The sequence below is a fragment of the Lentzea jiangxiensis genome, assembly GCF_900104175.1.
GTDB lineage: Bacteria > Actinomycetota > Actinomycetes > Mycobacteriales > Pseudonocardiaceae > Lentzea > Lentzea jiangxiensis.
The window spans coordinates 319562-342419 of sequence record NZ_FNIX01000002.1 but is presented as its reverse complement, the minus strand read 5'-3'; the positions used below and the strand labels follow the sequence as shown (position 1 = coordinate 342419).

The window sequence follows — 22858 nt, the reverse complement described above, 5'->3', positions numbered from 1 at the left end:
GGTCACTGGGCCACCGCCAGGTCTCCGGTCGTCCGCGCCCGCCGGTGGACGAGCTCCGTGCGGGCGGCGATCTCGTCCCAGGTGTACTTGACGTCCACCCTGTCCTTGCCCGCGATCCCGTAGGCGAAGCCGCGCGACGGGTTCGCCAGCAGCTCGCGCAGCGCCCGTCCGAGAGCGCGCGGATCACGCGGCGGCACCTGCACACCGGTGACGCCGTGGACGACGGTGTCGGTGAGACCACCGACCGCCGACGCGACGACCGGGACGCCGCAGGCCATCGCCTCCAGCGGGACGATGCCGAACGGCTCGTACCACGGCACGCACGCCACCACGTCCGCCGAGCGCAGCAACGCGGGCATGTCCGCACGCGCCACCTGCCCGGCGAGGCGCACGCGGTCCGCCACCCCGCACAGTTCCGCGCGGGCGAGCAGCCGGCGCGCCTCGGGGTCGGCCTTCAGGTCGGGCGGTCCACCGGCGATCACCAGCTCCGCGTCCCGCACCAGCGGCAGCGCCGCGATGAGGTCGTCGAAACCCTTGCGGGGCACGAACCTGCCGACCGACACGATCCTGCGCCGGCCCGTCCGCGGCGCCGCCGGACCGGCGGGGCTGAACAACGCGGTGTCCACGCCGCACGGCACGACCGCGATCTTGTTCCGCCGCAGGCCCATGGAGAGGAGCTCCTCGACCTCGTCGTCGCACGTGGCGGCGATGGCGTCGGCTTCGTGGCCGACCAGGCGCTCCACGGCGATCCGTTCGGCCGGGCTGGTGTCCTGCGCGCCCTGGTGGCGGCGCTTGACCGTGCCGAGGGCGTGGTAGGTGTGCACGAGCGGGATCCGGGTGTGCCGCACGGCGAGCACCGAGGCCAGGCCGGACATCCAGAAGTGGCTGTGCACCACGTCGGGCGGCCGATCGCCCCAGTCGTGCGCGAGGAAGCGGGAGAACTCGGTCATGTGCGGCAGCAGGTCGTCCTTGGGCACCTGTTTCGCAGGACCTGCGGGCACGTGCACGACCTCGTAGCCGTCGGGGGTGCCCACCCGGCGGGGCAGGCGGCGCGAGTCGCGCCGGGTGTAGACCACGACCTCGTGACCACGCCGCACCAGCGCGGCCGCCAGCGCGGCCACGTGCACGTTCTGCCCTCCCGCGTCGGCAGCACCCAGAGCCGCGAGCGGACTGGCGTGTTCCGACACCATCGCGATCCTCATCCGATCACCTCCTTCAGGGTCGCGTCCCAGTTGCGCAGGAACGCGTCGAGCCCGTAGCGGGCCAGCGCGGTCTCGCGAGCCCGTCGTCCTTTCTCCTGTGCGAGAACGGGATCGGCGATGAGCTCCCGTGTCGCGGCCACCAGTTCGTCCACGTTCGTCGAGATCGCGCCGGCTTCCGGGGGCACCGCCCTGATCGCCTCCGTGCTCGCCAGCGCGACGACCGGCATGCCGATGTGCATGGCCTCGAGCAGCGACAGCCCGAGGGAGGTCCAGCGCGGGGTGTGCACGTAGACGCGGCGCCGGGCCAGTTCCCGGTGCAGCGCTTGGAGTCCGTGGTCGCCCATGCCGCCGATCTCCTCGGTCCCCATGCCGAACACGTCGACCGGGTCGAACCTCGGCAGCAGGTCGGTGCCGACGATCCGGCCGCGGCGGACCGGCTCGTTGATGACCGCCGCCGCACGTGGGAGCTCTCCGGTGTAGAGCGGCCCGGGGTCGACGACGCCGTGCTCGATCACGACGGTCCTCGTCGTGCCGCAGTCCCACATCAGGTCGTTGAAGTGCGTGACGTGGACCAGCGTCCCGTCCCAGCCGGCCAGCGGGTGCTCCTGCGCCGGACGGCTGGGCGTGTTGTGCTCCAGGTACACCACCGGGATCCCGGACGGCACCTGCGACAGCTCCTCCAGCCGCTGGACGACCGCGACGTCGGCGTCCACTTCGGACGGATCGACCTCCCGCGCGTCCCACGGCCTCCCGGCGAGCCCGATGCCGTGAGGCGGCCCCGGGACCAGGTACTCGTGACCGCCCTGGACGAACGAGTGCGTCCAGGAGCCGTGCATGTGCCACAGCAGGATCTTCACGCCGTCACCTCCGCCACCGCGGCCACGACGTCAGCCGGGTCGACCTGGTCGAGACAGGGATGTCCTGGCACCGGGCAGTGGCGGGCCCTCGTCCCGCGGCACGGCGCGTTCTGGTCACCGAGCAGCACGTGCCTGCCGTGCGGTGCCCACCTGGCCGCCGGGACGACCGGGGCGAACAGCGACACGACGGGAGTGCCGACCGCGGCGGCGAGGTGGGCCGGGCCGGTGTTGCCGACCACGACGGCATCGGCGCCGGCGAGCACCCCGGCCAGTTCGAGCAAGCTGGTGCGTCCGCCGAGATCGGTTCCGCACGCGCCCGCGACGTGCCCGGTGAGCGCGGCTTCCGCCGGTCCTCCGGTCACGACCACGCGGTGGCCGGCCGCGGTCAGGGCGACCACGGCTTTGGCCCACCTGTCGGGCGACCAGGTGCGGGCGGGAGCCGTCGCACCAGGGTGCACCACCACGTACGGACGGCCCAGTGGTGACTTCGGGGGGTCGACGACGGCCAGGCGGCCGTCGTCGCCGTCCGGGAGCGCGAACCCGGCGGCCAGCGCGACCTCCAGCGCCCGCTGCGTCTCGGGGACGTCCTCGTCGCCGGTCAGACGTACGTCGAGCAGCGAACCGGGGTAGTCGACCGACCGCGCGACTATCTTCGGCAGGCCCGCGAGCCGCAGGACGAGAGCGAGTGGCAGCGGGCTTTGGTGGAAGGACGTCAGGATCAACGCCACGTCGGCGCGCACGCCGTGCAGCAACGCGATGACGGCCTCGACGTCGAACGGGCGGACCTCGGGAGCCGGGTTCGCGATCCACGGGCACTCCCACTCGATGACGCGGGTGACGCCGGGCAGCAGCTCCGCGGCCCGGACGCCGTTCGGGCCGCAGAGGAAGACGACCTCACCCGCCGTCGCGGCGGCACGCACCGCCGGCCCGGCCAGCAGCACGTCCCCGTCGCTGTCCAGACGCGCGACGAGCGTCCTCACAAGATCATCCCGATCGCGGACTCGAGGTCGGGCGCGGTGCGCGGTGCCCTGTCGACCTCTTCGCGGAGGGTGACCTCGGTGGGCACGAGCACCGACGACGCACCGGCCGCGGCGGCCGCGTCCACGTCAGCCCCGATGTCACCGACGACGACAACGCGTTCGGGGCGGACGTCCAGGGCCTCGCAGGCCGCCAGCACCAGACCCGGCGCGGGTTTGCGGCACGCGCAGCCCTCGTCGGGGTGGTGCGGGCAGATCTGCCAGGTGCCGAAGGGGCCCAGCAGTTCCTCGACGCGCGCGTTCACCGCCGCGACCTGCTCGTGGGCCAGGATTCCGCGGCCGATCCCGGACTGGTTGCTCACGACGCCGGTGCGCAGACCACGGGCGCGCAGGGCCCGCAACACCTCGCGGGCACCTGGCATCGGGGTCACGCGATCCGGGTCGCCGTTGTACGGGACGTCCCGGATCAGCGTGCCGTCGCGGTCGAACAGCACCGCGTCGAAAGGCTCGTCCATAGAGGAGAGTTAGCCGAGAAAAGCGGCTTGAAACGCTACTCGGCGAAGCGCTTCTAGAGCGCCGGACTCGCCGGCACGTCCTTGCCCTCCCCGATCCCGCGCACCAGTGCCCGGAGGGCTTCCTGCGCGTCGAACTGGGGTTTCCAACCGAGCTCGATTCGTGCGCGCGAGGCGTCGAGCAGCGGAGACTTCAGCGCGAGGTCCACCCAACCGGGCGGGGTGGGCTGCAGCCGGAGGTGCCAGCTCGCGCTCGCCAGAGCCCGCACCAGCCCTTCCGGGACCGTGACGTGACGACCGCCGAGGACCTCCGCGAGAACACGGGGAGTGACGACGGGATCGGCCACGAGGTTCACCGCGCCGTGCGGCCGGTGCTTCAGGATGAGGGCCAGTCCGTCGGCGACGTCGTCGGCGTGGACGAACTGCAGCATCAGGCGGCGCGGCAGCGGCAGGACGGGGATGCGCTGCCGGAACAGCGCTTTCGGCACCAGCTTGCCCAGGAAGTACTCGTGGATCTCCGACCCGGCGTCGGACTGCAGGATCAGGCCGGGGCGCGGACGCGAGATCAGCAGCTGCGACTCGAACTTGTTCAGCATGTGCTCCACAGCGGCCTTGTGCCTGCTGTAGAACGACGACGTCACGCCGTTGACCGGCCACGACTCGTCCACGTGCCGGTCCTTGCCGCCCGGTGAGTACGCGCCGACGGACGACATGTGCACCAGGTGCGGCACACCGACCTCGGCCGCCGTGCTGAAGACCTGCGCGGAGCCGGCCACGTTCGTCCGGTACAGCCGCCGCTCGTCGCGGGAGGGCTGGATCATCCACGCCAGGTGCACCACGGCGTCGGCTCCCTCGAAAGCCGTCTTCAGCACCTCTTCCGCGCCGGCCCGGCCGAGGTCGACCGGTGTCCAGGGCACCCCGCGGTACGGCGGCGCGTCGCCCGGCGGGCGACGGGACAGGCCGTGCACCTGGACGTCCGGCTCCTGGGCCAGGCGGCGTAAGAGAGCCGTTCCGACGTTCCCGCTCGCACCGGTGACGACGACCTTCATGAGCGCGCCCTCGCCGTCTCGCGGTCGTTCGCCTTCTGGATGGCGTCGACGAGCTCGTCCTTGGTCATCCGGGAGCGGCCCTCGATCTCCAGCCTCGTCGCGATGTCGTAGAGGTGCTCCTTGCTCGCGTTCGCGTCGACTCCGCCGGCCGTCTCGCCGGCGGCCGGGGTGCCGCGCTCGGCCTGCGGGTCGGAGGGCCCCTTCTCCTCCTTGGCCTCCCAGTGGTCACCCACCTTCTCGAAGCCGTGCTTCAACGCGGAGAAGGCGGTGCGGTGCGCACGTTCGCCCTCGCCGTAGGACTCCACTGCCGAGTCGTGCGCCTTGATCCACGTCCGTTGCGCTTTCTCCGACGAGCGGGCCACCGTGCTGGGCAGTTCCTGCCGTCCGGGCATGGCTCTCCTCCAAGGTTTTCACCTGCGATGACGGGTACCCGAACGACATGACGACCATGCACGCCATCGATGTCCACAGCCCGCGCGACTCGCAGCTCGTCGGATGGCTCCCCACCGCCACGCCGTCCGAGGTCTCCTCCGCGCTGTCCACCGCCCGGTCGGCCTTCCCCGGCTGGGCCGCCACCCCCGCCGCCGAACGCGGAGCAGCGCTGCGCGAAGCCGCGGCGGCGTTGCGGGAGCGGGCGAACGACCTCGCGACGGTGGTGGAGACCGAGACGGGACGGCCGTTCGCCTCCGCGCGCGAGGGAGTGATGGCCGGCGTCTCCACGCTGGAGCAGTACGCCGAGCTCGGCCCGGTCCACCGCGGACGGTCCCTGCTCGGCTCCGCCGTCGACTTCATGGTCCCGGAACCGCGCGGGCTCGTCGTGGCGCTGACACCGTGGAACGACCCGGTGGCGGTGGCGTGCGGCCTTCTCGGCGCCGCACTGGTGACGGGGAACGTGGTGGTGCACAAGCCGAGCGAGCGCTGCCCGCACACCGGACTGCTGCTCGCGACCGTGCTGCGGCCGCACTTCCCCGCCGGGGTGCTGCAGACGCTGGTCGGTGACGGCGAGGTCGGCTCCGCGCTCGTCCGCTCCCCCGACGTCGACCTCGTCGCCCACGTCGGCAGCACCGCGACGGGCCGTGCGATCGCACGCACCTCGTCGGCGAAGTTGTTGCTGGAGAACGGTGGCAACGACCCGCTGCTCGTCGACGACGACGTCGACCCGGCGTGGGCCGCCTCCCAGGCCGCGCTGGGGGCGTTCACCAACGCGGGTCAGCTCTGCACTTCGGTCGAGCGGATCTACCTCCACAAGGCGATCGCGACGCCGTTCCTGGAGGCGCTGTGCGCGCGGGCCCGCGAGTGGAACACCGATCCGCAGCCGCTGGTCGACACCCGGCACCGCGAGTTCGTGCACGAGCAGGTGTCGAGCGCCCTCGCGGCAGGCGCCTCGGCCCTGGTGGGCGGATCGGTGCCCGACGGTCCCGGCGCGTTCTACCCGGCGACGGTGCTGGCGGACTGCGGCAGCGCGATGCGGGTGATGTGCGAGGAGACCTTCGGCCCGGTCGCGCCGGTGCAGCTGGTGTCGTCGTTCGAGGAGGGCCTGACCGAGGCCTGCACGGGCGACTACGGCCTCGCGGCGACGGTGCTGACCGCGTCGATGGAGAACGCCCAGCGCGCCTGGCGGGAGCTGCCGGTGGGCACGGTGAAGGTCAACGCGGTGTTCGGCGGCGCGCCCGGCGGCGCGGCCCAGCCGCGTGGCGCGTCCGGCACCGGGTTCGGCTACGGGCCGGAGCTGCTCGACGAGATGACCACGACCAAGGTGGTCCACCTCGGGGTTCCCCGCACCAGGTCCTGATCGGCCGGAGACGCCGGTGCCCAGTCGGGGCGCCTTCCCCCCCAGTGCCCGGTTCTCAGTGCCCGGTTCTCAGTGCCCGATTCTGACGAGCCGGAACCCGGCCTCCTCCGCCTTCTCCGGCGGCACCACGTGACGGGTGTCGAAGAGGAGCGGCACGCGCACGCGTTGCGCCAGCTCCGGCCAGTCCAGCTCGGCGAACTCCGGCCACTCCGTCAGCACCACCAGGACGTCCGCCCCGGCCGCCGCCTCCGCCGCGCTGCCCACCACCGCGATGCCGGGCCTGTTGCCCGTGACGCACGGGTCGTAGGCCGTCAGCGTGGCGCCTTCCCGCGCGAGCATCCCCGCCACCACCAGGGCCGGCGAGTCGCGCAGGTCGTTGGTGCCCGCCTTGAACGTCAGCCCCAGCAACCCGATCCGGGCCCCGGCGAGCGGCCCGGTCTCCGAACGGATCCGGTCGACGACCCGCCGCGGCTGGTGCCGGTTGGTCGCGATGGCCGCCTCGAGCGTGGCGAAGTCGACTCCGGCGGTGCGCGCCGTCGCGAGCAGCGCCAGCGTGTCCTTGGGCAGGCACGAGCCTCCCCAGCCCGGACCGGGCGCGAGGCACGACGCGCCGATCCTGTCGTCGAGCCGCATCCCCTCCGTGACGCCGTCGATGTCGGCGTTCAGCTGTTCGCACAGTTCGGCCAGCGTGTTGACGTACGACAGCTTCAGCGCCAGGAAGCAGTTGCTCGCGTACTTCACCAGTTCGGCACTGGTGTTGTCGGTGAGGACGACGGGAGCGCGGGTCGCCCCGTACAGCCCGGCCACCTCGCGGGCCTGCCGTTCGTCCTGCGCGCCGACCACGATCCGTTGCGGGCGCAGGAAGTCCTCGACGGCGTGGCCCTCGCGCAGGAACTCCGGGTTCGACACGACACCGGGGTGCCTGGCCGCCGTGCCGACGGGCACGGTCGACTTGAGCACGACCGGGGTCGAAGTCCGGCCCAGCACGTCCTCGACGGCGGACAGGTCGGCCTCGCCGTCGGCACCGGTCGGCGTCTGCACGCAGATGAACGTGTAGTCCACATCGGACAGAGCGCTGCCCTGGACGAACCGCAGGCGGCCGCTCTCCAGCCCTTCCGCGACGAGCTCGCGCAGCCCCGGCTCGTGCAGCGCCACCTCGCCCGCGGACAGCGCCCGCACCTTGGCCGCGTCCACGTCCGCGCACGTCACCCTGTGCCCGAGGTGGGCGAAGCAGGCAGCGGTGGTCAGGCCGACGTAGCCGGCGCCGACGACTCCGATTCGCACAGCACACCTCCCGCGGCGTCCAGGACTTCCTCGACCGTGATCCGCAGCAGTCCCGGATCCGGGACGTCGGCGAACGTGTCGCCGGTCGTGCCGTGCCAGAGCGCCCGGTGCGGGCCCCGGCGCGGTCCCCACAGGGCAGGCGGAACCGGGCCGAACAGCAGCACCGACGGCGTCCGGTAGGCGGTGGCCACGTGGGCGACCCCGGTGTCGCCGCAGAGGACGAGCCGGGCGGTGCCGACGAGGTCCACCAGGTCGGCGAGGGTGCCCGCCACGACGTTCGGTCCCACCCGGCGGGCGAGGTCCTCCTCCCCCGGTCCGGCGGTGATCACCACCTCGGGTCCGAGCGCCCGCGCGACCGCGGCGTACCTCTCCGCCGGCCACCTCCGCGCGCCCGTGCTCGCGCCGGGGTGGACCACGATCCGGCCGGTCCGCTCTCCCGGGGGCGCCAGCCTGAAGTCGTCGGGATCGCAGTGGATACCGTGCCGTTGCAGCAGATGGCACCACCGCAGCACCTCGTGCTGTTCGGCGGGCCACTCGAGGGCGGTCACCCTCTCGTCCCACCGGCCGTCGGCGTAGGTGATCAGGCGGCGCGGCTGTGTGGCGAGCAGCCGTTCGACGCTCTGGGGTCCCCTGCCGTGCAGGTTGACCGCGAGATCGGGCCGGGAGAAGTCGATCGGCGCCAGTTCCGCGGTGGGCAGCAGCGCGTCCACCGCCTCGATCCTGGACACCACGTCCGCGAGCCACTCGGGCGCGGCGAGGGTGATCCCGGCCCGCGGGAACGCCGCCCGCAGCCCTCTGAGGGCCGGCACGGCGGTCAGCAGGTCGCCCAGCCCGAGCGCCCGCAGCACCAGGATCCTCACGGCCGCACCCGCCGGTGCCGCAGCTCGCCGCGCACCCGGTGCCAGCAGGCGACGGGAGGGATCAGCGCGCTCGTCACCAGCATCCGGGCCACCTCGTCCCAGGTCCGCGGTCCCGGTGCGATCCGCACGACCGCGAACCACACCGTGCGTCCCGCCCACACCGCGACGCACGCCCCCGCCACGCGGCGCAGGCCGAGCGCTCCGCACAGCACCGCGAGCAGGCCGGACGCCGTGGTCGCCGCGTGCGACGGCAGCCGTCCTCGCTGCCCGCCGATCCGCGAACGCCACTTCGGTCCCACCAGCCGGCGCATCAGGGCGTCGTCGGCGTTGCCGCGCTGGTCGCGGACGCTGGTGAGGAAGGTCGAGGGCTTCACCGGGTGCGTCGTGACGCGGGAGCCGCGCACGATCCGGTAACCGAGGCCCTGCACGCGCAACGCCAGCTCGGCGTCCTCGCGGTAGGCGCGCGGGAACCGTTCGTCGAACCCGCCGGCCCGCGCCAGGGCTTCACGCCGGTACGCCATGTCGGCGGTGATCCAGTGGGCGGTGGCGAGACCCGCCGTGCCGCGCTCGGCGTCGGTCGGCCTGCGGTCCTGCGGCAGCGGCACGACGATCCGCGCCTGGCTCGCCCCGACGTCCTCGGGCAGGTCGGCGAGATCCGCCCACAGCCGCGCCTTCCAGTCGGGCGCTAGCACCACGTCGTCGTCGAGGAACGCCACCCAGTCGCCCGTCGCCTCCCGCCAGCCGGTGTTGCGCGCGGCGGCCGGGCCGAGGCGGGTCTCGCGGTCGTCCACCACGAGCACCTCGCACGGGTCGGGTCCCTCGCCCTCGGCCAGCGCGCGCAGCAGGACGTCCAGGTTCGGCCGCCCGACGGTGGGGATCACGACGGAGTAGCTCATCGACGCACCACGAAGGGGCCGATGGCGAGCAGGTCGATCGGGGACGAGCCGAAGCACTCCAGCGCGTCGCGCGGGCTGTCGACCATCGGCCGTCCCGCGGTGTTGAGGCTGGTGTTCACGACCACCGGGACGCCGCTGCGCGCCTCGAACTCGTGCAGCATCCGCTCGAGCAGCGGGTCACCGTCGACGGTCTGGGCGCGGGCCGTGCCGTCCACGTGCACCACGGCCGGGATGCGATCGGTCCACTCCGGACGGACGTCGTGCACGAAGAGCATGTAGGGGCTGGGAATCGGGCCGCGCGTGAACACGTCCGCGGCACGCGAGGCGAGCACCATGGGCGCCACCGGCCGGAACTGCTCGCGGCCCTTCACGTCGTTGAGCCGCGTCAGGTTCTCGGCGTAGCAGGGGTTCGCGAGCAGGGAGCGGCGGCCGAGGGCGCGCGGGCCGTACTCGCTGCGGCCCTGGAACCACGCCACGATCTTGTTCGCGGCCAGCGCCTCGGCGACCTCCCCCGCCACGTCGTCGGACCTCTTGTACGGCACGGCGGCGACCCGCAGCGCCGACTCGATCTCGTCGTCGGTGAAGCCGCGCCCGAGGTCCGCGCCCGGCATCGGCGACACGACGTCCGCGCTCGCGTGCAGCGCCGCTCCCAGCGCGGTGCCCGCGTCCCCGGCGGCGGGCTGGACCCACACCTCGTCGAACGGCCCCTCCGCGAAGATCCTGGTGTTGGCCACGCAGTTCAGCGCCACGCCGCCGGCCATCGTCAGCCGGGTCTCGCCGGTGCGTTCGTGCAGCCACCGCACGAGTTCCAGCAGCACCTCCTCGAGGCGCACCTGCACGCTCGCCGCCAGCTCGGCGTGCTCGCGGGTGAGGTCCTCGTCCTCGCCGCGCTGCTTTGCGAGCGTGCTCCAGTCCAGCGGCCGGATCTCGAAGCCGCCGTCGCGCACCACGACGTGCTCGCGCAGCAGGTCGAGGTGCACCGGTTCGGCGTGCGAGGCCAGCGCCATGACCTTGTACTCGTCGCTGGACCGCAGGAACCCCAGGTGCTCGGTCAGGTCCTCGTACATCAGGCCGAGCGAGTGCGGAAGGCGCTGGGACGCGAAGGTCGTCAGCGTCTGGTCCACGTACCGCCCGGCCAGGTGCGAGCCGCACTCGCCGCGGCCGTCGGCCACCAGCACGGCGCAGTTGCCGCCGAAGGGCGCGGCGAGGCCGGTGGACGCGGCGTGCGCGACGTGGTGCGGCACGAACTGGACGATGTCGGGATCGAGACCCGGCAGCGAGGTGGCGAGGAACTGCGGAGCCTTGCGCGCGTAGGTCGTCCGCAGTTCCTCCCATGGTGCGTACTCCGCGTCGACCAGGGCGGGGTCGTAGGAGTACGCGACGGCGTCGAGATCAGCGGCGGTCAGGCCGGCCCGCTCCAGGCACCAGCGCGCCGACAGCTCGGGCTGTTCCCACGTGGAGAACGGCACCGGACGCTTGCCGTGCTTGCGGCGGGAGAACCGTTCCTCCTCCGCCGCCGCCACGACCTCACCGTCGACCACCAGAGCCGCGGCGGGGTCGTGGAACACCGCGTTGATCCCGAGAACTCGCATGACGTGCGGCTACCCGGCGAATTCCCGGACAAACGACCGCAGTCCCTCTTCCAGCGGAACGCTCGGCTGCCAGCCGAGGACCTCCCGCGCGAGGGCGATGTCCGGGCGCCGGCGGCGGGGATCGTCCACCATCGACTCGACGTGGCGGATCACCGACGAGCTGCCGGTCACCTCGATGCTGCGGCGCGCGACGTCGAGCACGGTGACCTCGTCCGGGTTGCCGAGGTTGATCGGTCCGGGGTGGTCGGAGCGCGCCATCGCGAGCAGCCCGCGCACGAGGTCGTCCACGTAGCACAGCGAACGGGTCTGCAACCCGTCGCCGTGGACGGTCAGCGGCTCGCCCGCCAGCGCCTGCCGCAGGAACGTGGGGATCATCCTGCCGTCGTGCGCGCGCATCCTGGGCCCGTAGGTGTTGAAGATCCGCACGATCCCCGTGTCGACGCCGTGTTCCGCCCGGAACGCGACGGTCATCGCCTCGCCGAACCGCTTGGCCTCGTCGTAGACGCTGCGCGGCCCGATCGGGTTCACGTGTCCCCAGTAGGACTCGCGCTGCGGGTGTTCCTCCGGGTCGCCGTAGACCTCGCTGGTCGACGCGACGACGACGCGGGCTCCCTTGCGGCGCGCCAGTTCCAGCGCGTGGTAGGTGCCGAACCCGCCCGCCTTCAGCGTGTCCACCGGCATGCGCAGGTAGTCCGCGGGCGAGGCGGGGCACGCCAGGTGCAGGACGAGGTCGACCGGGCCGAGCAGGTCGAGCGGCCGCGACACGTCGGCCACGACGATCCCCACCCCGGCGGGCACGTTCTCGCGCGACCCGGTGCGGAACGAGTCGACGCACACCACGTCCACGCCCTCCCGCAGCAGCGCCTCGCAGACGTGCGAACCGAGGAAGCCCGCCCCGCCCGTCACGACCACTCGTTCAGGCGACATCGAGCACCGTCTTGAGCCAGCCGTCCTCGCGGAGGTCGAACGACCGGTAGGCCTCGATCGCGGCGCTGGGCGACTCGTGCCGGGTGATGAACGCGGTCGGGTCGACCACGCCGGTGAGCACGAGGTCGAGCAGGTTCGGGATGTAGCGGCGGTGGTTGCAGTTGCCCATGCGCAGCGTGAGGTTCTTGTTCATCGCGTCGCCGATCGGGAACTGCCCGAACCCCGGCGGGTAGACGCCGATGATCCCGATCGAGCCCGCCTTGGCGACGAGCTCGACGGCCCACTGCAGGGCCAGCGCCGGCGAGTCGCCCGGCTTCCACTGCTCGCGCCCGCGCTCTCCGGGGCTCTCCGCGTCGACACCGACGGCTTCGATCACGCGGTCCGGCCCGATGCCGCCGGTCAGGTCCTTCACGACCTCGAGGGGGTCCTCGGAGTTGAAGTCGACGGTCTCGGCGTTCTGCTCGCGGGCCTTGTCGAGCCTCGACGCGATGCCGTCGACGACGATCACGCGGCCGGCTCCCTGCCGTTTCGCCGAGGCGATCGCGAACTGGCCGACCACCCCGGCGCCGAGCACCAGCACGGTGTCGCCGGAGCCGACCTCGGCGAGGCGCGAGCCGAACCACGCGGTCGGGAAGATGTCGGAGACGAGGACCGCCTGGTCGTCGCTCACGCCGTCCGGGATGCGCACCATCGTGGTGGCCGCGTACGGGATCCGGGCGAACTCGGCCTGCAGGCCGTCGACCGGGCCGGTCGCCTCGGGTCCGCCGAAGAAGCAGGTGCCGGCGGCCGGGCCGTTCGGGTTCGCGGTGTCGCACTGCGCGTAGTAGCCCACGCGGCAGTAGGAGCACGTGCCGCACCCGATCGTGGACGGGATCACCACCCGGTCGCCCGGCGAGAACCCGCGCACGGCGGACCCCACCTCCTCGACGACACCGACCGCCTCGTGCCCCAGCACGGTCCCCTCGACCATGCCCGGCATCGTGCCGCGCACCATGTGCAGATCGGTGCCGCAGATGGCGCTGCGGGTGATCCGGATGACCGCGTCCGTCGGTTCGAGGACCTTCGGGTCCTCCACGTCGTCGAGCCTGATGTCGCCTTCGCCGTGCCACACGACAGCCTTCACGTTTCCGCCTCCCTGCGTCGTCGACGTGGGTCTTCCCGTGGTCGTCGGCGGCAAACACCAGCTCAGCGGACACCCAGGCCGTTCGGCACGGGGAGAGCTGCCGGTTTCGGCCCTGTCGAGCTGGGCGCAGAGGGCGTCGTGAACCGCGGCTCCTCGCCGGGGTCCGATCGCTGCCGGGTCAGCCCTCGAGACGGGAGACCAGCACTCCCCCGCGTTCGACGAAAGCCTCCGGCAGCCACGGCCGCTCGACCTCGCGGCCGTTCCACCGCGTCTCCCGCACGTGGACACCGGGGGTGCCGGTGGCGAGGACCGTGATGTTCTTCTTCGTGATCCGGGCCCGGGGGAACATCGGGCTGGACAGGTGGAGTTCGGCGCTGCTCGGCGTGCGCGGGTAGAGGCCCAGCGCGGCGAAGACGTACAGGCGGACATCGTGCCGAGGTCGCAGGCGGTAGTAGGTCTTCTGGTTGTTCGCGCCGCCGTTCGCGCGCCGGCCGCAGAACGCGCCGGTCAGCACCGAGCCGGAGACGCTGCTCGTCGCCGGGTCGATCGTGATGTCGGCGTCCTCGCTGCCGTTGAGCGAGTTGGAGGTGCGGAACAGCAGCGAACCGCTGACCGGGAAGGTGAACTCGCCGATGCCCGCGCGAGTCGTGACGGACAGGTCCGCCGTGGCACCGGACTTCAGGCCCACGCGGTAGCGGCCGGCCTCGGCCTTCTCGTCGGCGTGCGAGAAGTCGCTGGCGAAGATCTGGTCCCGGGTGTCCGCGGTCGGCGACGAGGTGATCTCGCCGACGTGCGGCATGATCGGGACGTCGCCCGCGGCGCCGGGGTGGCAGCCCGCCCCGTTGACGTGCGTGAGGCTGAAGCCGCGGACCCTGGTGGCGTCGTAGGCGTACTCGTTGGCGGCACCGGTGCCGGTCTGGTCGCCGCGGGTCGACGTGGGGCTCCAGGAGATCATCCCGAACGGCCGCACGGCGCCCGGATAGGTGTTGCCGCCGCCCGCCGAGCCGATCAGCGGGTCGACGTACCGGGTGTCGTCTCCCACCGCCGCGCTGACGGGGGTCGCCAGTGCGGCGGTGAGGACAGTGACCAGGAGGACCGGGAGCGCTCTCACGTCCCGGACCCCAACCCGGTTTCAGTGAACGCAGGGTGGCCGGTAGCCGTCGACCTTCAGGCCCTGGAACTCCAGGTCGTTCTTCGTGTTGCCGACGAACACCAGGCCACGGGCGTCGTCGAGGGCCTCGGCGAGCGGGTAGGACGGCTTGCCGAGCGCCGGCAGGTACGTCCAGTTCTCCGCCTTGAAGCTGAAGAACTCCTTCACGAGCCGGCCGCCGGTCGACGGGATCTTGGTGACCCACTTGTCGCCGCCGCTCCAGAACTCGGCGGGCCGCAGCTGGACGTGCAGGTCGTCGGTGGCGCGGTACGTGAGCCAGAAACCGCGCGAGTCCGACAGGTCTGCCTGTGCCTCGAACCTGTTGCCCAGCCACACGACCATGACGGCCCAGTCGTCGGCGAGGAACTTGATCTTCGCGGTGTGGTCGTGCCGTCCCTTCGGCACGAGGATGCTCCCGGTCGCGGGTTCCGTGGCACCTTCACCACTGGCGATCCACTGCTGGTACCGGTCGATGGACGGGGTGGCGCATTCGCGGCCGTGCGAGGCGTTCGCGACCGCGGTCGAGCCGAGGGTGAACAGCAGCGCGCACGCGATCACCGCGACGCGTCCGGACGTCGATTTCAGGCGCATCCCGCGGACCGTAGCGGAGATTGGTATGAACCATTTCCCTTCACCGTTGACAACCCGTCTCACCTGGCCGTCGGCCGCGCGGGCTACAACCTGATCAACGCCTGGACGGCGAGGTGGTCGGTCGGGTACTGGCCGTCCCGCTGGAAGGCGTTGATCGCGGCCGCCTCGACCGCGGCGCCGCGGGTGAGGATCCAGTCGATGCGCGGACCGTTCGGCACCGGCGGGCCGAAGCCGTGGAACGTCCCGTAGGCGGGCGTGGTCTGCGGCCCGGCGACCCACGTGTCGGTCAGGATCGACGTCAGGGTGGCGTAGGCCGGTGAGCCGGGCACGTCGTTGAAGTCACCGGTGACGACCACCGGCAACGTCTGCGCGGCGAGGCGGTCGCGCACGAACTCGGCCGCGCACAGGCGCGCGTTCGCCGACTCGTGGTCGAAGTGGGTGTTGACCAGCACGAACTGCTTGCCCGTGAGGCGGTCCGCGAACCTGACCCACGTGACCATGCGGACCACGTTGTTGCCCCACGACCGCGAGGCGACGACGTTCGGCGTGTCGGACAGCCACTCGTGGTCGAACTCGAGCGGCTGCACCCGGATGGTGTCGAAGAAGACCGCCATGAACTCGTCGCGGCTGCCGCCCGCCCGGCCGAGGCCGATCCAGTCGTAGTGGTCCGGCAGGTCGTGCGCGATGTCGCCGAGCTGCCCGTACAGGCCCTCCTGCGTGCCGATGACGGTCGGCAGCGTGCTCATCAGCAGCTGCGCCATCACCGGCCGTCTCGTGGCCCACGAGTTCGGCTCGGCATCCGAGGCGTACCGCAGGTTCAACGACATCACGCTCAAGGTCGACACCGTGCCGAGCATGGCACAGGCCTGCCCCGGGCAAGGGGCAGGCCCGTGTTCACCTAAGCGGGCGCGTAGCCGGTCGGCGTGCTGGTGAAGGTGCCGCGGCCCTGCGTCCGGCTGCGCAACCTCGTCACGTAGCCGAACATCTCCGCCAGCGGCACGCTCGCCGTCACGACCGTCTCACCGGCTCTCGCCCGCGAACCGAGGATCCGGCCGCGCCGCGAGGCCAGGTCGCCCAGCACACCACCGAGGTACTCCTCCGGCACGGTGACCGTGACCTCGGCGATCGGTTCGAGCAGCGTCGTGGCGCCCGCCTTCAGCGCCTCGCGCAGCCCGAGCCGTCCCGCCGTGCGGAACGCCATCTCCGACGAGTCCTTGACGTGCGTGGACCCGTCGGTGAGCGTCACCCGCAGGCCGGTCACCGGGTGGCCCAGAGGCCCCTCGGCGAGCGCGTCCCGGCAGCCCTGCTCGACCGCGCGGACGAACTCCCGCGGCACCCGGCCGCCGGTGACGGCGCAGCGGAACTCGAACCCGGCCTCCAGCGGTTCGGTGTCGATCACCACGTGGGCGAACTGGCCCGCACCCCCGTCCTGCTTCACGTGCCGGTAGACGAACCCCGTGACACCGCTCGCGACGGTCTCGCGGTAGGACACCCGCGGACGTCCCATGCCGATCTCGACGCGATGGCTCGTGCGAGCCTTCTGCACCGCGACCTCCAGCTGCAGCTCGCCCAGGCCGGACAGCACGGTCTGGCCGGTTTCCGGGTCCGTCCTGACCTGCAGGGACGGGTCCTCGTCGACCAGGTGCGCCAGCGCCTCGGCCAGCCGGGCGTTGTCCGCGCTGGTCCTCGCCTCCACCGCCACCGACACGACGGGGTCGGCCGACACCGGCGGTTCGAGCAGCAGAGGAGCGTCCGGCGCGCACAGGGTCGCCCCGATGCGGGCCGACCTCAGCCCGACGAGTGCCACGATGTCCCCCGCGACGGCCCGGTCGACCGGCGTGTGCCGGTCGGCCTGGACGCGCAGGACCCGGCCGATGCGCTCGCCGCGGCCGGCCACGAGGACGGTCTCTCCCTTGTGGAGGGTGCCCGAGTAGACGCGGACGTACGCCAGCCGTCCGGTGGCGGTGGAGTTCACCTTGAACACCAACGCCGCGAACGGCGCGTCCGGATCCGCTTCCCGTTCCTCGCCGTCGACGCCCCGCACCGGCGGAACGTCCACAGGGGACGGCAGATACGCGATCACCGCGTCCAGCAACGGTTCGACACCGCGGTTGCGGTAGGCCGAGCCGCACAGCACGACGGTCCCGCTGCCCTGACCCGTCAACTCCCTCAGAGCGTTCCGGAGCGTCTCTTCGGACAACCCTCCCGTGAAGAACTCCTCGACGGCGTCGGCGTGCAGCTCCGCCACCGCCTCCTCCAACAGCCTGCGACGGCGTTGTGCCTCCGCCAGCAGCGCTTCCGGCACGGGCCCCTCGGTCATCCCGTCGTCGTCCCAGACCAGCGCCCGCAGGCGCACCAGGTCGACGACACCGCGGAACCCGTCCTCCGCGCCGATCGGCAGCTGCACGACGAGCGGCACGGTGTGCAGGCGCGTGCGGATCGACTCGACGGCGTTGTCGAGGTCAGCGCCCGCCCGGTCGAGCTTGTTGACGAACGCGATCCTCGGCACGCCGTGCCGGTCCGCCTGCCGCCACACCGACTCGCTCTGCGGTTCCACCCCGGCCACGCCGTCGAACACCGCGACCGCCCCGTCGAGCACGCGCAAGGAGCGTTCGACCTCGTCGGAGAAGTCGACGTGCCCCGGCGTGTCGATGAGGTTGACGCGGTGGCCGTCCCACGTGCAGGTGACGGCCGCGGCGAAGATCGTGATGCCGCGGTCGCGCTCCTGCGGGTCGAAGTCCGTGACGGTGGTGCCGTCGTGGACCTCGCCGCGCTTGTAGGTGCTGCCGGTGGCGTACAGGACGCGTTCGGTGAGCGTGGTCTTGCCCGCGTCGACGTGGGCGAGGATGCCGATGTTGCGGACAGTGTTCAACGTGGTCGTGCGCATGGTCGTGTGCCTTTGGTGTCAAGGACTTGCGGGGTCAGCGCGATGACCCGACGAACACCTCGGGAGAGGTTCGTCAGACACTCCGGTGCCCGGCGCGCAGCGAGCAGCCGGGGCGCGGAGACACGAGGATCACGTCGAAACGGGACGGGAGGACGACGGTGGTGCGCACGGCCGGTCCCCTCTCGTCGTCCCAGGTGATGTTGATCGTGGAGTGTAGACACCGTGAGCGGCGCCTCACAACGCTTTTAGGAACACCTCCACCATCCTCGACGTTGCTACGGGTATGCGACTGTGCCTGCTCGGAGACTCGATCGCCGCCGGTGTCGGCAGCACCCGCCGGGAGGACACGCTCGGCCCGCTGCTCGCCACCCACCTCCGCGCCGCCGGACACCACGTCGACCTCCGCGTGCACGCCGTCGCCGGCGCCCGCTCGGCCGACCTGCGGTCCCAGGTGCGCGCCGCGGTGGCGGGCGGGATCGACATCGCGGTGGTCGTGATCGGTGCGAACGACCTCACCAGGTTCGTCCCGGCCCAGGTCGGCGCGCAGCAGCTGCACGACGCCGTCGCGGACCTCCGCGCCGCCGGAGCCGAGGTGGTCGTCGCCACCGCACCGGACCTGAGCATCGTCTCGCACGTGCCGCCCGCGCTGCGCGACGTCGTGTCGACCGTGAGCCGCGACTACGCCAGGGTGCAGCAGCAGGCCGTCATCCGGGCGGGAGGCGTGGTCGCCCACGTCGAGCGTGCCGTCACCCCGCGCTTCGCCTCCGACCCGTCGCTCTTCGCCGCCGACCGCTTCCACCCGTCCGCCGCCGGCTACCGCGAGATCGCCACCGCGCTCGCCCCCGCCGTGGAGTCCGTCGCGGCACGGCGGTCGGCCTGACCGATTGCGATCAAGGCCGTGACGTCGTACTGTCCGCACTAAGTTCAAGCATTGAACGAATGAGGTGGATGATGAGCACGCCCACTCCGGCGGACAAGTTCTCCTTCGGTCTCTGGACCGTGGGCTGGCAGGGTCGCGACCCCTTCGGCCACGCCACGCGGCCCGAGCTCGACGTGGTCGAGGCGGTGCACCGGCTCGCCGAGCTCGGCGCGTACGGCCTGACGTTCCACGACGACGACCTGTTCGGCTTCGAGGCCACGCACCGCGACCAGCAGATCAGCCGGTTGCAGGGCGCACTCGCCGAGACCGGTCTCGTCATCCCGATGGTGACGACGAACCTGTTCGAGCACCCGGTGTTCAAGGACGGCGGTCTCACCAGCAACGACCGCGGCGTGCGGCGGTTCGCGCTGCGCAAGGTGCTGCGCAACATCGAGCTGGCGGCCGAGCTCGGGGCCAAGACGTTCGTGCTGTGGGGCGGCCGTGAGGGCTCCGAGTACGACACCGCCAAGGACGTGCAGGCGGCGCTCGACCGGTACCGCGAGTCCATGAACCTGCTCACGCAGTTCGTCACCGACCGCGGCTACGACATCCGGTTCGCGCTGGAGCCCAAGCCGAACGAGCCGCGCGGCGACATCCTGCTGCCCACGATCGGGCACGCGATCGCGTTCATCTCCGAGCTGGACCAGCCCGAACTGGTCGGGCTCAACCCCGAGGTCGGGCACGAGCAGATGGCGGGCCTGAACTTCGTGCACGGCATCGCGCAGGCGCTGTGGCACGGCAAGTTGTTCCACATCGACCTCAACGGCCAGCGCAGCATCAAGTACGACCAGGACCTGGTGTTCGGCCACGGCGACCTGATGAACGCGTTCGCGCTGGTCGACCTGCTGGAGACCGCAGGCTACGACGGCCCGCGCCACTTCGACTACAAGCCGTCGCGGACCGAGGACATCAAGGGCGTCTGGGACTCCGCGCGCGCGAACATGGCGACGTACCTGCTGCTGCGCGACCGCGCCGCGGCCTTCCGCGCGGACCCCGAGGTGCAGGAGGCGCTGCAGATCGCGGGCGTCGCCGAGCTGGGCCAGCCGACCCTGAACGCCGGCGAGTCCTACGACGACCTGCTGAAGGACGACGACGGGTTCGACCCGAACCAGGCGGCCGAGCGCGGCTTCGGCTTCGTGCGCCTGAACCAGCTCGCGCTCGAGCACCTCACCGGAGCGCGCTGACATGACGCTGGTCGCCGGCGTCGACTCCTCGACGCAGTCGTGCAAGGTCGTGATCCGCGACGCGGAGACCGGCGAGCTCGTCCGCGAGGGGCGCGCCTCCCACCCGGACGGCACCGAGGTGCACCCCTCGCACTGGTGGTCCGCGTTGCAGACCGCGCTGTCCGACGCCGGCGGCTTGGACGACGTGGCGGCGCTCAGCGTCGCCGGTCAGCAGCACGGCATGGTCTGCCTCGACGAGAACGGCGAGGTGGTGCGCGAGGCGCTGCTGTGGAACGACACCCGTTCCGCGGCGGCGGCGGCGGACCTGACCGCCGAGCTCGGTGCCTCGGAGTGGGCGGCGCGCATCGGCCTCGTGCCGGTCGCGTCGTTCACCATCACGAAGCTCCGCTGGCTCGCCCGGCACGAGCCGGCCAACGCCCAGCGCACCGCCGCCGTCTGCCTCCCGCACGACTGGCTGACGTGGCGGCTGCGCGGCACCGGCGACCTGGCCGACCTGGTCACGGACCGCTCGGACGCCTCGGGCACCGGCTACTTCGACTCGGTGACCGACTCCTACGTCCCGGACCTGGTGTCCCTGGGCCTGGGCCGCTCCGACGTGGTGCTGCCGCGCGTTCTCGGCCCGGCCGAGTTCGTCGAGGGCCCGGTCCGCCTGGGCGCCGGGGCGGGGGACAACGCCGCGGCGATGCTCGGCGTGGGCGGCGGCGTCGTGGTGTCCCTCGGCACGTCCGGCGTCGTGACGGCGACCAGCGACGTCCGCGCCGAGGACCCGTCGGGCATCGTCGCGGGCTTCGCCGACGCCACCGGCCGGTACCTGCCCCTGGCGTGCACCCTCAACGCCGCCCGCGTCCTGGACGCGACGGCCCGCATGCTGGGCGTGGACCTGGAGCAGCTCAGCACCCTCGCCCTCTCGGCCCCCGCGGGTGCCGAGGGACTGGTGCTGGTGCCGTACCTGGAAGGCGAACGGACGCCGAACCTGCCGGACGCCACCGGTGCGCTGCACGGCCTGACCCTGACCAACGCCACCCCCGCGAACATCGCCCGCGCCGCGGTCGAGGGCATGCTCTGCGGCCTCGCCGTCGGCCTGGACGCCCTGGTGTCGCAGGGAGCGGACGTCAGCGGCGTGCGGCTCGTGGGTGGCGCTGCCGCCTCACGCGCGGTGCGGGAGATCGCGCCGACGGTGTTCGGCGTGCCGGTCACGGTGCCGGCTCCGGGCGAGTACGTGGCGGACGGGGCGGCACGGCAGGCGGCCTGGACGCTCACCGGCGGTGCCACACCGCCGGAGTGGGCCGGGGCGGAGAGCACCCGGTACGAGGCTGATGCGGTGGCCTCGGTCCGGGAGCGCTACCGCGAGGCTGCCGAGCGGTACCTGACGCGATGACCGGGCGGAGGCCGGGCGGAGAGCGGCGAGGTGGCGGGGTGGGCCGGTCGAGGCCGGCCGCGACGCTGCCGCTCGCGCCCGGCCGTCCGCGGCCGGCACAGCACCCGCGCGCGCACCCCCGCACCCCCTCGCCGCGATACTGGGTCCGATGACCACAGTCGACCACCTGCGCCAGGTTCGCCTCGGCAACCTCCGGACGGTCCTGCTCGCCCTGGTCGACCGCCCCGGCTCCCGGGCCGACCTCGCCGCGCGCACGGGCCTGACCAAGGCGACCCTGTCGAACCTCACCGAGCCGTTGCTGGCCAACGGGATCCTCGTCGAGGAGCCCGCCACGCTGGCCGGCATGGGCAGGCCGTCCAAGCCGTTGCGCTTCCACCCCGACGGGCCGGTCGCGGTCGGGGCCGAGATCAACGTCAGCCACCTCGCCGTCGAGACGCTCGGGCTCGACGGCGAGACGCTCGACCGGCACCTCGTGCCCGCCGACATGCGCAAGGTCCCGGCGGACGAGGTGCTCGACCGCGTCGCCGCGCTGGTGCGCGAGGTCAGCGGACCGCGGAAGCTCCTCGGTGCCGGGCTCGCGATCCCCGGTGTCGTGCACGACGGCGTCGTGGTCCGTGCGCCCAACCTGCCGAAACTCGTCGGCGTGCCCCTCGCGGAAGGCCTCACCGCACGGCTCGGCGTCGAGGTCGAGCTGGACAACGAGGCGAACCTCGCCGCGCTCGCCCACCTGTGGCCGAAGCACCTGGCGGGCGAGGACTTCGTGCACGTCACCGCGGACGTCGGCATCGGTGCGGGCGTCGTGCTGGGCGGCGAGGTGTACCGGGGGGCCAGCGGGTTCGCGGGCGAGCTCGGGCACGTCGTGATAGAGCGCAACGGCGTCCGGTGCACCTGCGGCAGCCGCGGTTGTGTCGAGCGGTACGCGGGACTCGACGTCATCCTGCGCGAGGCGGGGCGCAGGCACCTCGACTCGCTCGGCAAGGCGTTGCAGGCCGGCGACCCCAGGGCGGTGGGGGCCGTCAGGAACGCCGGAGAGGCCCTCGGCGTCGGGATCGCGACGCTGATGAACCTCTTCGACGTCCCCACGGTCGTCCTCGGCGGCAGCTACGCCGTGCTGTACGACCACCTCAGCGAAGCTGTGCAGTCCGAAATGGACGGCAGGGTGCTCGCGGGAGGCGAACGGCACACGCGCCTGCTCGCCTCACCGCTCGGCGAGTTCGCGGTCGTCCGGGGCGCGGCGGGGTTGATCACGAGGCGCGCTGTGCAGCAGCCCGAGCGCCTTTTCGCCTAGCCACGACGCCCAGCACCACGCCGGCAAGCCCCACCACCGCGGACACGTAGCCGCCGACGATGCCGTAGCCGGTGCCGGGACCGCCCTCGGCCATCAGCACGACCACCGCGCCGATCACCACCCCGGCCGCCCCCAGCGCCACGGCCACCAGCGCACCCCGGAGCCGGGTCAGCGCCAACACGCCGAACACGACACCTGCGACGCCCAGCACCGCACCGACCAGAGACCACGCACGTCCAGCACTCAGTTCATAAGCAGCAAGCACCATGCCGACAAGCCTGGCCGCGAAATCACATCAGGTCGTCGTGTCGGCGCAGACAACGACTACCGCGTCCGCGGTAGTCGGGAAGTCCTCCCGGCGCACGATCTACCAGCGCCGACGGGGGCATA

General features: G+C 72.4%; 22 protein-coding genes. 5 read left to right on the top strand and 17 right to left on the bottom strand.

Annotation, left to right across the window (positions count from 1 at the left end; genetic code table 11):
• Positions 1-2 precede the first annotated feature (2 nt).
• Genes BLQ91_RS09250 through BLQ91_RS09225 form a run of 6 tightly spaced genes read right to left on the bottom strand, consistent with a single transcriptional unit; the run spans position 3 to position 4989 of the window.
• A complete protein-coding gene (locus BLQ91_RS09250; RefSeq protein ID WP_090096320.1) occupies positions 3-1202 on the bottom strand; it encodes a glycosyltransferase in 1200 nt (399 codons plus the stop codon).
• Complete coding sequence (locus tag BLQ91_RS09245; RefSeq protein WP_090096319.1) at positions 1199-2059, bottom strand: glycosyltransferase; 861 nt, start codon at positions 2057-2059, stop codon at positions 1199-1201. Before BLQ91_RS09245 ends, BLQ91_RS09250 begins: the two co-directional genes overlap by 4 nt.
• The gene (locus BLQ91_RS09240; protein WP_090096318.1) at positions 2056-3039 is read right to left on the bottom strand and encodes a glycosyltransferase family 9 protein; all 984 of its coding nucleotides are present in this window, start codon (positions 3037-3039) and stop codon (positions 2056-2058) included. Before BLQ91_RS09240 ends, BLQ91_RS09245 begins: the two co-directional genes overlap by 4 nt.
• Entirely contained in the window at positions 3036-3551 is a 516-nt protein-coding gene (locus tag BLQ91_RS09235; RefSeq protein ID WP_090096317.1) for a D-glycero-alpha-D-manno-heptose-1,7-bisphosphate 7-phosphatase, read from the bottom strand. The genes BLQ91_RS09240 and BLQ91_RS09235 overlap by 4 nt, the downstream gene beginning before the upstream one ends.
• A 53-nt stretch (positions 3552-3604) precedes the next feature.
• Positions 3605-4597 (bottom strand): NAD-dependent epimerase/dehydratase family protein, encoded by a 993-nt coding sequence (locus BLQ91_RS09230; RefSeq protein ID WP_090096316.1) that lies wholly within the window; start codon positions 4595-4597, stop codon positions 3605-3607.
• Positions 4594-4989 (bottom strand): ChaB family protein, encoded by a 396-nt coding sequence (locus BLQ91_RS09225; protein WP_090096315.1) that lies wholly within the window; start codon positions 4987-4989, stop codon positions 4594-4596. Before BLQ91_RS09225 ends, BLQ91_RS09230 begins: the two co-directional genes overlap by 4 nt.
• A 47-nt stretch (positions 4990-5036) precedes the next feature.
• On the opposite strand from BLQ91_RS09225, the gene BLQ91_RS09220 reads away from it, so the two are divergent.
• Positions 5037-6389, top strand: coding sequence for an aldehyde dehydrogenase family protein (locus BLQ91_RS09220; protein ID WP_090096314.1), 1353 nt, complete (start codon positions 5037-5039; stop codon positions 6387-6389).
• A 69-nt stretch (positions 6390-6458) separates the two neighbouring features.
• On the opposite strand, the gene BLQ91_RS09215 is transcribed toward BLQ91_RS09220, so the two are convergent.
• The 10 genes from BLQ91_RS09215 to fusA form a co-directional block, all read right to left on the bottom strand.
• On the bottom strand, positions 6459-7673 hold the full coding sequence (locus tag BLQ91_RS09215) for a UDP-glucose dehydrogenase family protein (protein WP_090096313.1): 1215 nt from the start codon (positions 7671-7673) through the stop codon (positions 6459-6461).
• The gene (locus BLQ91_RS09210) at positions 7634-8533 is read right to left on the bottom strand and encodes a glycosyltransferase family 9 protein (RefSeq protein WP_218130199.1); all 900 of its coding nucleotides are present in this window, start codon (positions 8531-8533) and stop codon (positions 7634-7636) included. The genes BLQ91_RS09215 and BLQ91_RS09210 overlap by 40 nt, the downstream gene beginning before the upstream one ends.
• A complete protein-coding gene (locus BLQ91_RS09205) occupies positions 8530-9429 on the bottom strand; it encodes a glycosyltransferase family 2 protein (protein WP_090096312.1) in 900 nt (299 codons plus the stop codon). The genes BLQ91_RS09210 and BLQ91_RS09205 overlap by 4 nt, the downstream gene beginning before the upstream one ends.
• Positions 9426-11021, bottom strand: a complete 1596-nt coding sequence (locus BLQ91_RS09200) for a carbamoyltransferase family protein (RefSeq protein WP_090096311.1) — start codon at positions 11019-11021, stop codon at positions 9426-9428. Before BLQ91_RS09200 ends, BLQ91_RS09205 begins: the two co-directional genes overlap by 4 nt.
• Before the next feature lie 9 nt (positions 11022-11030).
• Positions 11031-11948, bottom strand: coding sequence for an NAD-dependent epimerase/dehydratase family protein (locus BLQ91_RS09195; protein ID WP_090096310.1), 918 nt, complete (start codon positions 11946-11948; stop codon positions 11031-11033).
• Positions 11938-13071, bottom strand: coding sequence for a zinc-dependent alcohol dehydrogenase (locus BLQ91_RS09190; protein ID WP_090096309.1), 1134 nt, complete (start codon positions 13069-13071; stop codon positions 11938-11940). The genes BLQ91_RS09195 and BLQ91_RS09190 overlap by 11 nt, the downstream gene beginning before the upstream one ends.
• A 178-nt stretch (positions 13072-13249) precedes the next feature.
• Complete coding sequence (locus BLQ91_RS09185) at positions 13250-14182, bottom strand: glycoside hydrolase domain-containing protein (protein ID WP_176959639.1); 933 nt, start codon at positions 14180-14182, stop codon at positions 13250-13252.
• A gap of 21 nt (positions 14183-14203) precedes the next feature.
• Positions 14204-14812 (bottom strand): hypothetical protein, encoded by a 609-nt coding sequence (locus BLQ91_RS09180; RefSeq protein ID WP_090096308.1) that lies wholly within the window; start codon positions 14810-14812, stop codon positions 14204-14206.
• Positions 14813-14895: 83 nt separating this feature from the next.
• Positions 14896-15657, bottom strand: a complete 762-nt coding sequence (locus tag BLQ91_RS09175) for an endonuclease/exonuclease/phosphatase family protein (RefSeq protein WP_245733297.1) — start codon at positions 15655-15657, stop codon at positions 14896-14898.
• 53 nt (positions 15658-15710) lie between these two features.
• Positions 15711-17699 (bottom strand): elongation factor G, encoded by a 1989-nt coding sequence (gene fusA, locus BLQ91_RS09170; RefSeq protein ID WP_090096306.1) that lies wholly within the window; start codon positions 17697-17699, stop codon positions 15711-15713.
• Between the two features lie 283 nt (positions 17700-17982).
• Here fusA and BLQ91_RS09165 point away from each other — a divergent pair, with 283 nt between their 5' ends.
• The 4 genes from BLQ91_RS09165 to BLQ91_RS09150 all read left to right on the top strand — a co-directional run bounded on the left by BLQ91_RS09165 (position 17983) and on the right by BLQ91_RS09150 (position 22468).
• A complete protein-coding gene (locus BLQ91_RS09165) occupies positions 17983-18579 on the top strand; it encodes an SGNH/GDSL hydrolase family protein (protein WP_090096305.1) in 597 nt (198 codons plus the stop codon).
• Positions 18580-18647: 68 nt separating this feature from the next.
• Positions 18648-19802 carry a xylose isomerase gene (gene xylA, locus BLQ91_RS09160; RefSeq protein ID WP_090096304.1) on the top strand — a complete coding sequence of 385 codons (1155 nt, stop codon included), beginning with the start codon at positions 18648-18650 and terminating at the stop codon, positions 19800-19802.
• Position 19803: 1 nt separating this feature from the next.
• Positions 19804-21180 carry a xylulokinase gene (gene xylB, locus BLQ91_RS09155; RefSeq protein ID WP_090096303.1) on the top strand — a complete coding sequence of 459 codons (1377 nt, stop codon included), beginning with the start codon at positions 19804-19806 and terminating at the stop codon, positions 21178-21180.
• A 148-nt stretch (positions 21181-21328) separates the two neighbouring features.
• Positions 21329-22468 (top strand): ROK family protein, encoded by a 1140-nt coding sequence (locus tag BLQ91_RS09150; RefSeq protein ID WP_090096302.1) that lies wholly within the window; start codon positions 21329-21331, stop codon positions 22466-22468.
• Here BLQ91_RS09150 and BLQ91_RS09145 read toward each other — a convergent pair.
• The gene (locus BLQ91_RS09145) at positions 22425-22679 is read right to left on the bottom strand and encodes a DUF6223 family protein (RefSeq protein WP_245733296.1); all 255 of its coding nucleotides are present in this window, start codon (positions 22677-22679) and stop codon (positions 22425-22427) included. The two genes, BLQ91_RS09150 and BLQ91_RS09145, sit on opposite strands and share 44 nt — an antisense overlap.
• Positions 22680-22858: the final 179 nt, after the last annotated feature.

Bases quoted from the DNA above. Each gene is read 5' to 3' on its own strand.
- BLQ91_RS09230 (WP_090096316.1), bottom strand. From the start codon at position 4,597: ATGAAGGTCGTCGTCACCGGTGCGAGCGGGAACGTCGGAACGGCTCTC.
- BLQ91_RS09220 (WP_090096314.1), top strand. From the start codon at position 5,037: ATGACGACCATGCACGCCATCGATGTCCACAGCCCGCGCGACTCGCAG.
- BLQ91_RS09165 (WP_090096305.1), top strand. From the start codon at position 17,983: ATGCGACTGTGCCTGCTCGGAGACTCGATCGCCGCCGGTGTCGGCAGC.
- BLQ91_RS09205 (WP_090096312.1), bottom strand. From the start codon at position 9,429: ATGAGCTACTCCGTCGTGATCCCCACCGTCGGGCGGCCGAACCTGGAC.
- BLQ91_RS09225 (WP_090096315.1), bottom strand. From the start codon at position 4,989: ATGCCCGGACGGCAGGAACTGCCCAGCACGGTGGCCCGCTCGTCGGAG.
- xylB (WP_090096303.1), top strand. From the start codon at position 19,804: ATGACGCTGGTCGCCGGCGTCGACTCCTCGACGCAGTCGTGCAAGGTC.
- BLQ91_RS09150 (WP_090096302.1), top strand. From the start codon at position 21,329: ATGACCACAGTCGACCACCTGCGCCAGGTTCGCCTCGGCAACCTCCGG.
- BLQ91_RS09235 (WP_090096317.1), bottom strand. From the start codon at position 3,551: ATGGACGAGCCTTTCGACGCGGTGCTGTTCGACCGCGACGGCACGCTG.
- BLQ91_RS09180 (WP_090096308.1), bottom strand. From the start codon at position 14,812: ATGCGCCTGAAATCGACGTCCGGACGCGTCGCGGTGATCGCGTGCGCG.
- fusA (WP_090096306.1), bottom strand. From the start codon at position 17,699: ATGCGCACGACCACGTTGAACACTGTCCGCAACATCGGCATCCTCGCC.
- xylA (WP_090096304.1), top strand. From the start codon at position 18,648: ATGATGAGCACGCCCACTCCGGCGGACAAGTTCTCCTTCGGTCTCTGG.
- BLQ91_RS09250 (WP_090096320.1), bottom strand. From the start codon at position 1,202: ATGAGGATCGCGATGGTGTCGGAACACGCCAGTCCGCTCGCGGCTCTG.
- BLQ91_RS09195 (WP_090096310.1), bottom strand. From the start codon at position 11,948: ATGTCGCCTGAACGAGTGGTCGTGACGGGCGGGGCGGGCTTCCTCGGT.
- BLQ91_RS09200 (WP_090096311.1), bottom strand. From the start codon at position 11,021: ATGCGAGTTCTCGGGATCAACGCGGTGTTCCACGACCCCGCCGCGGCT.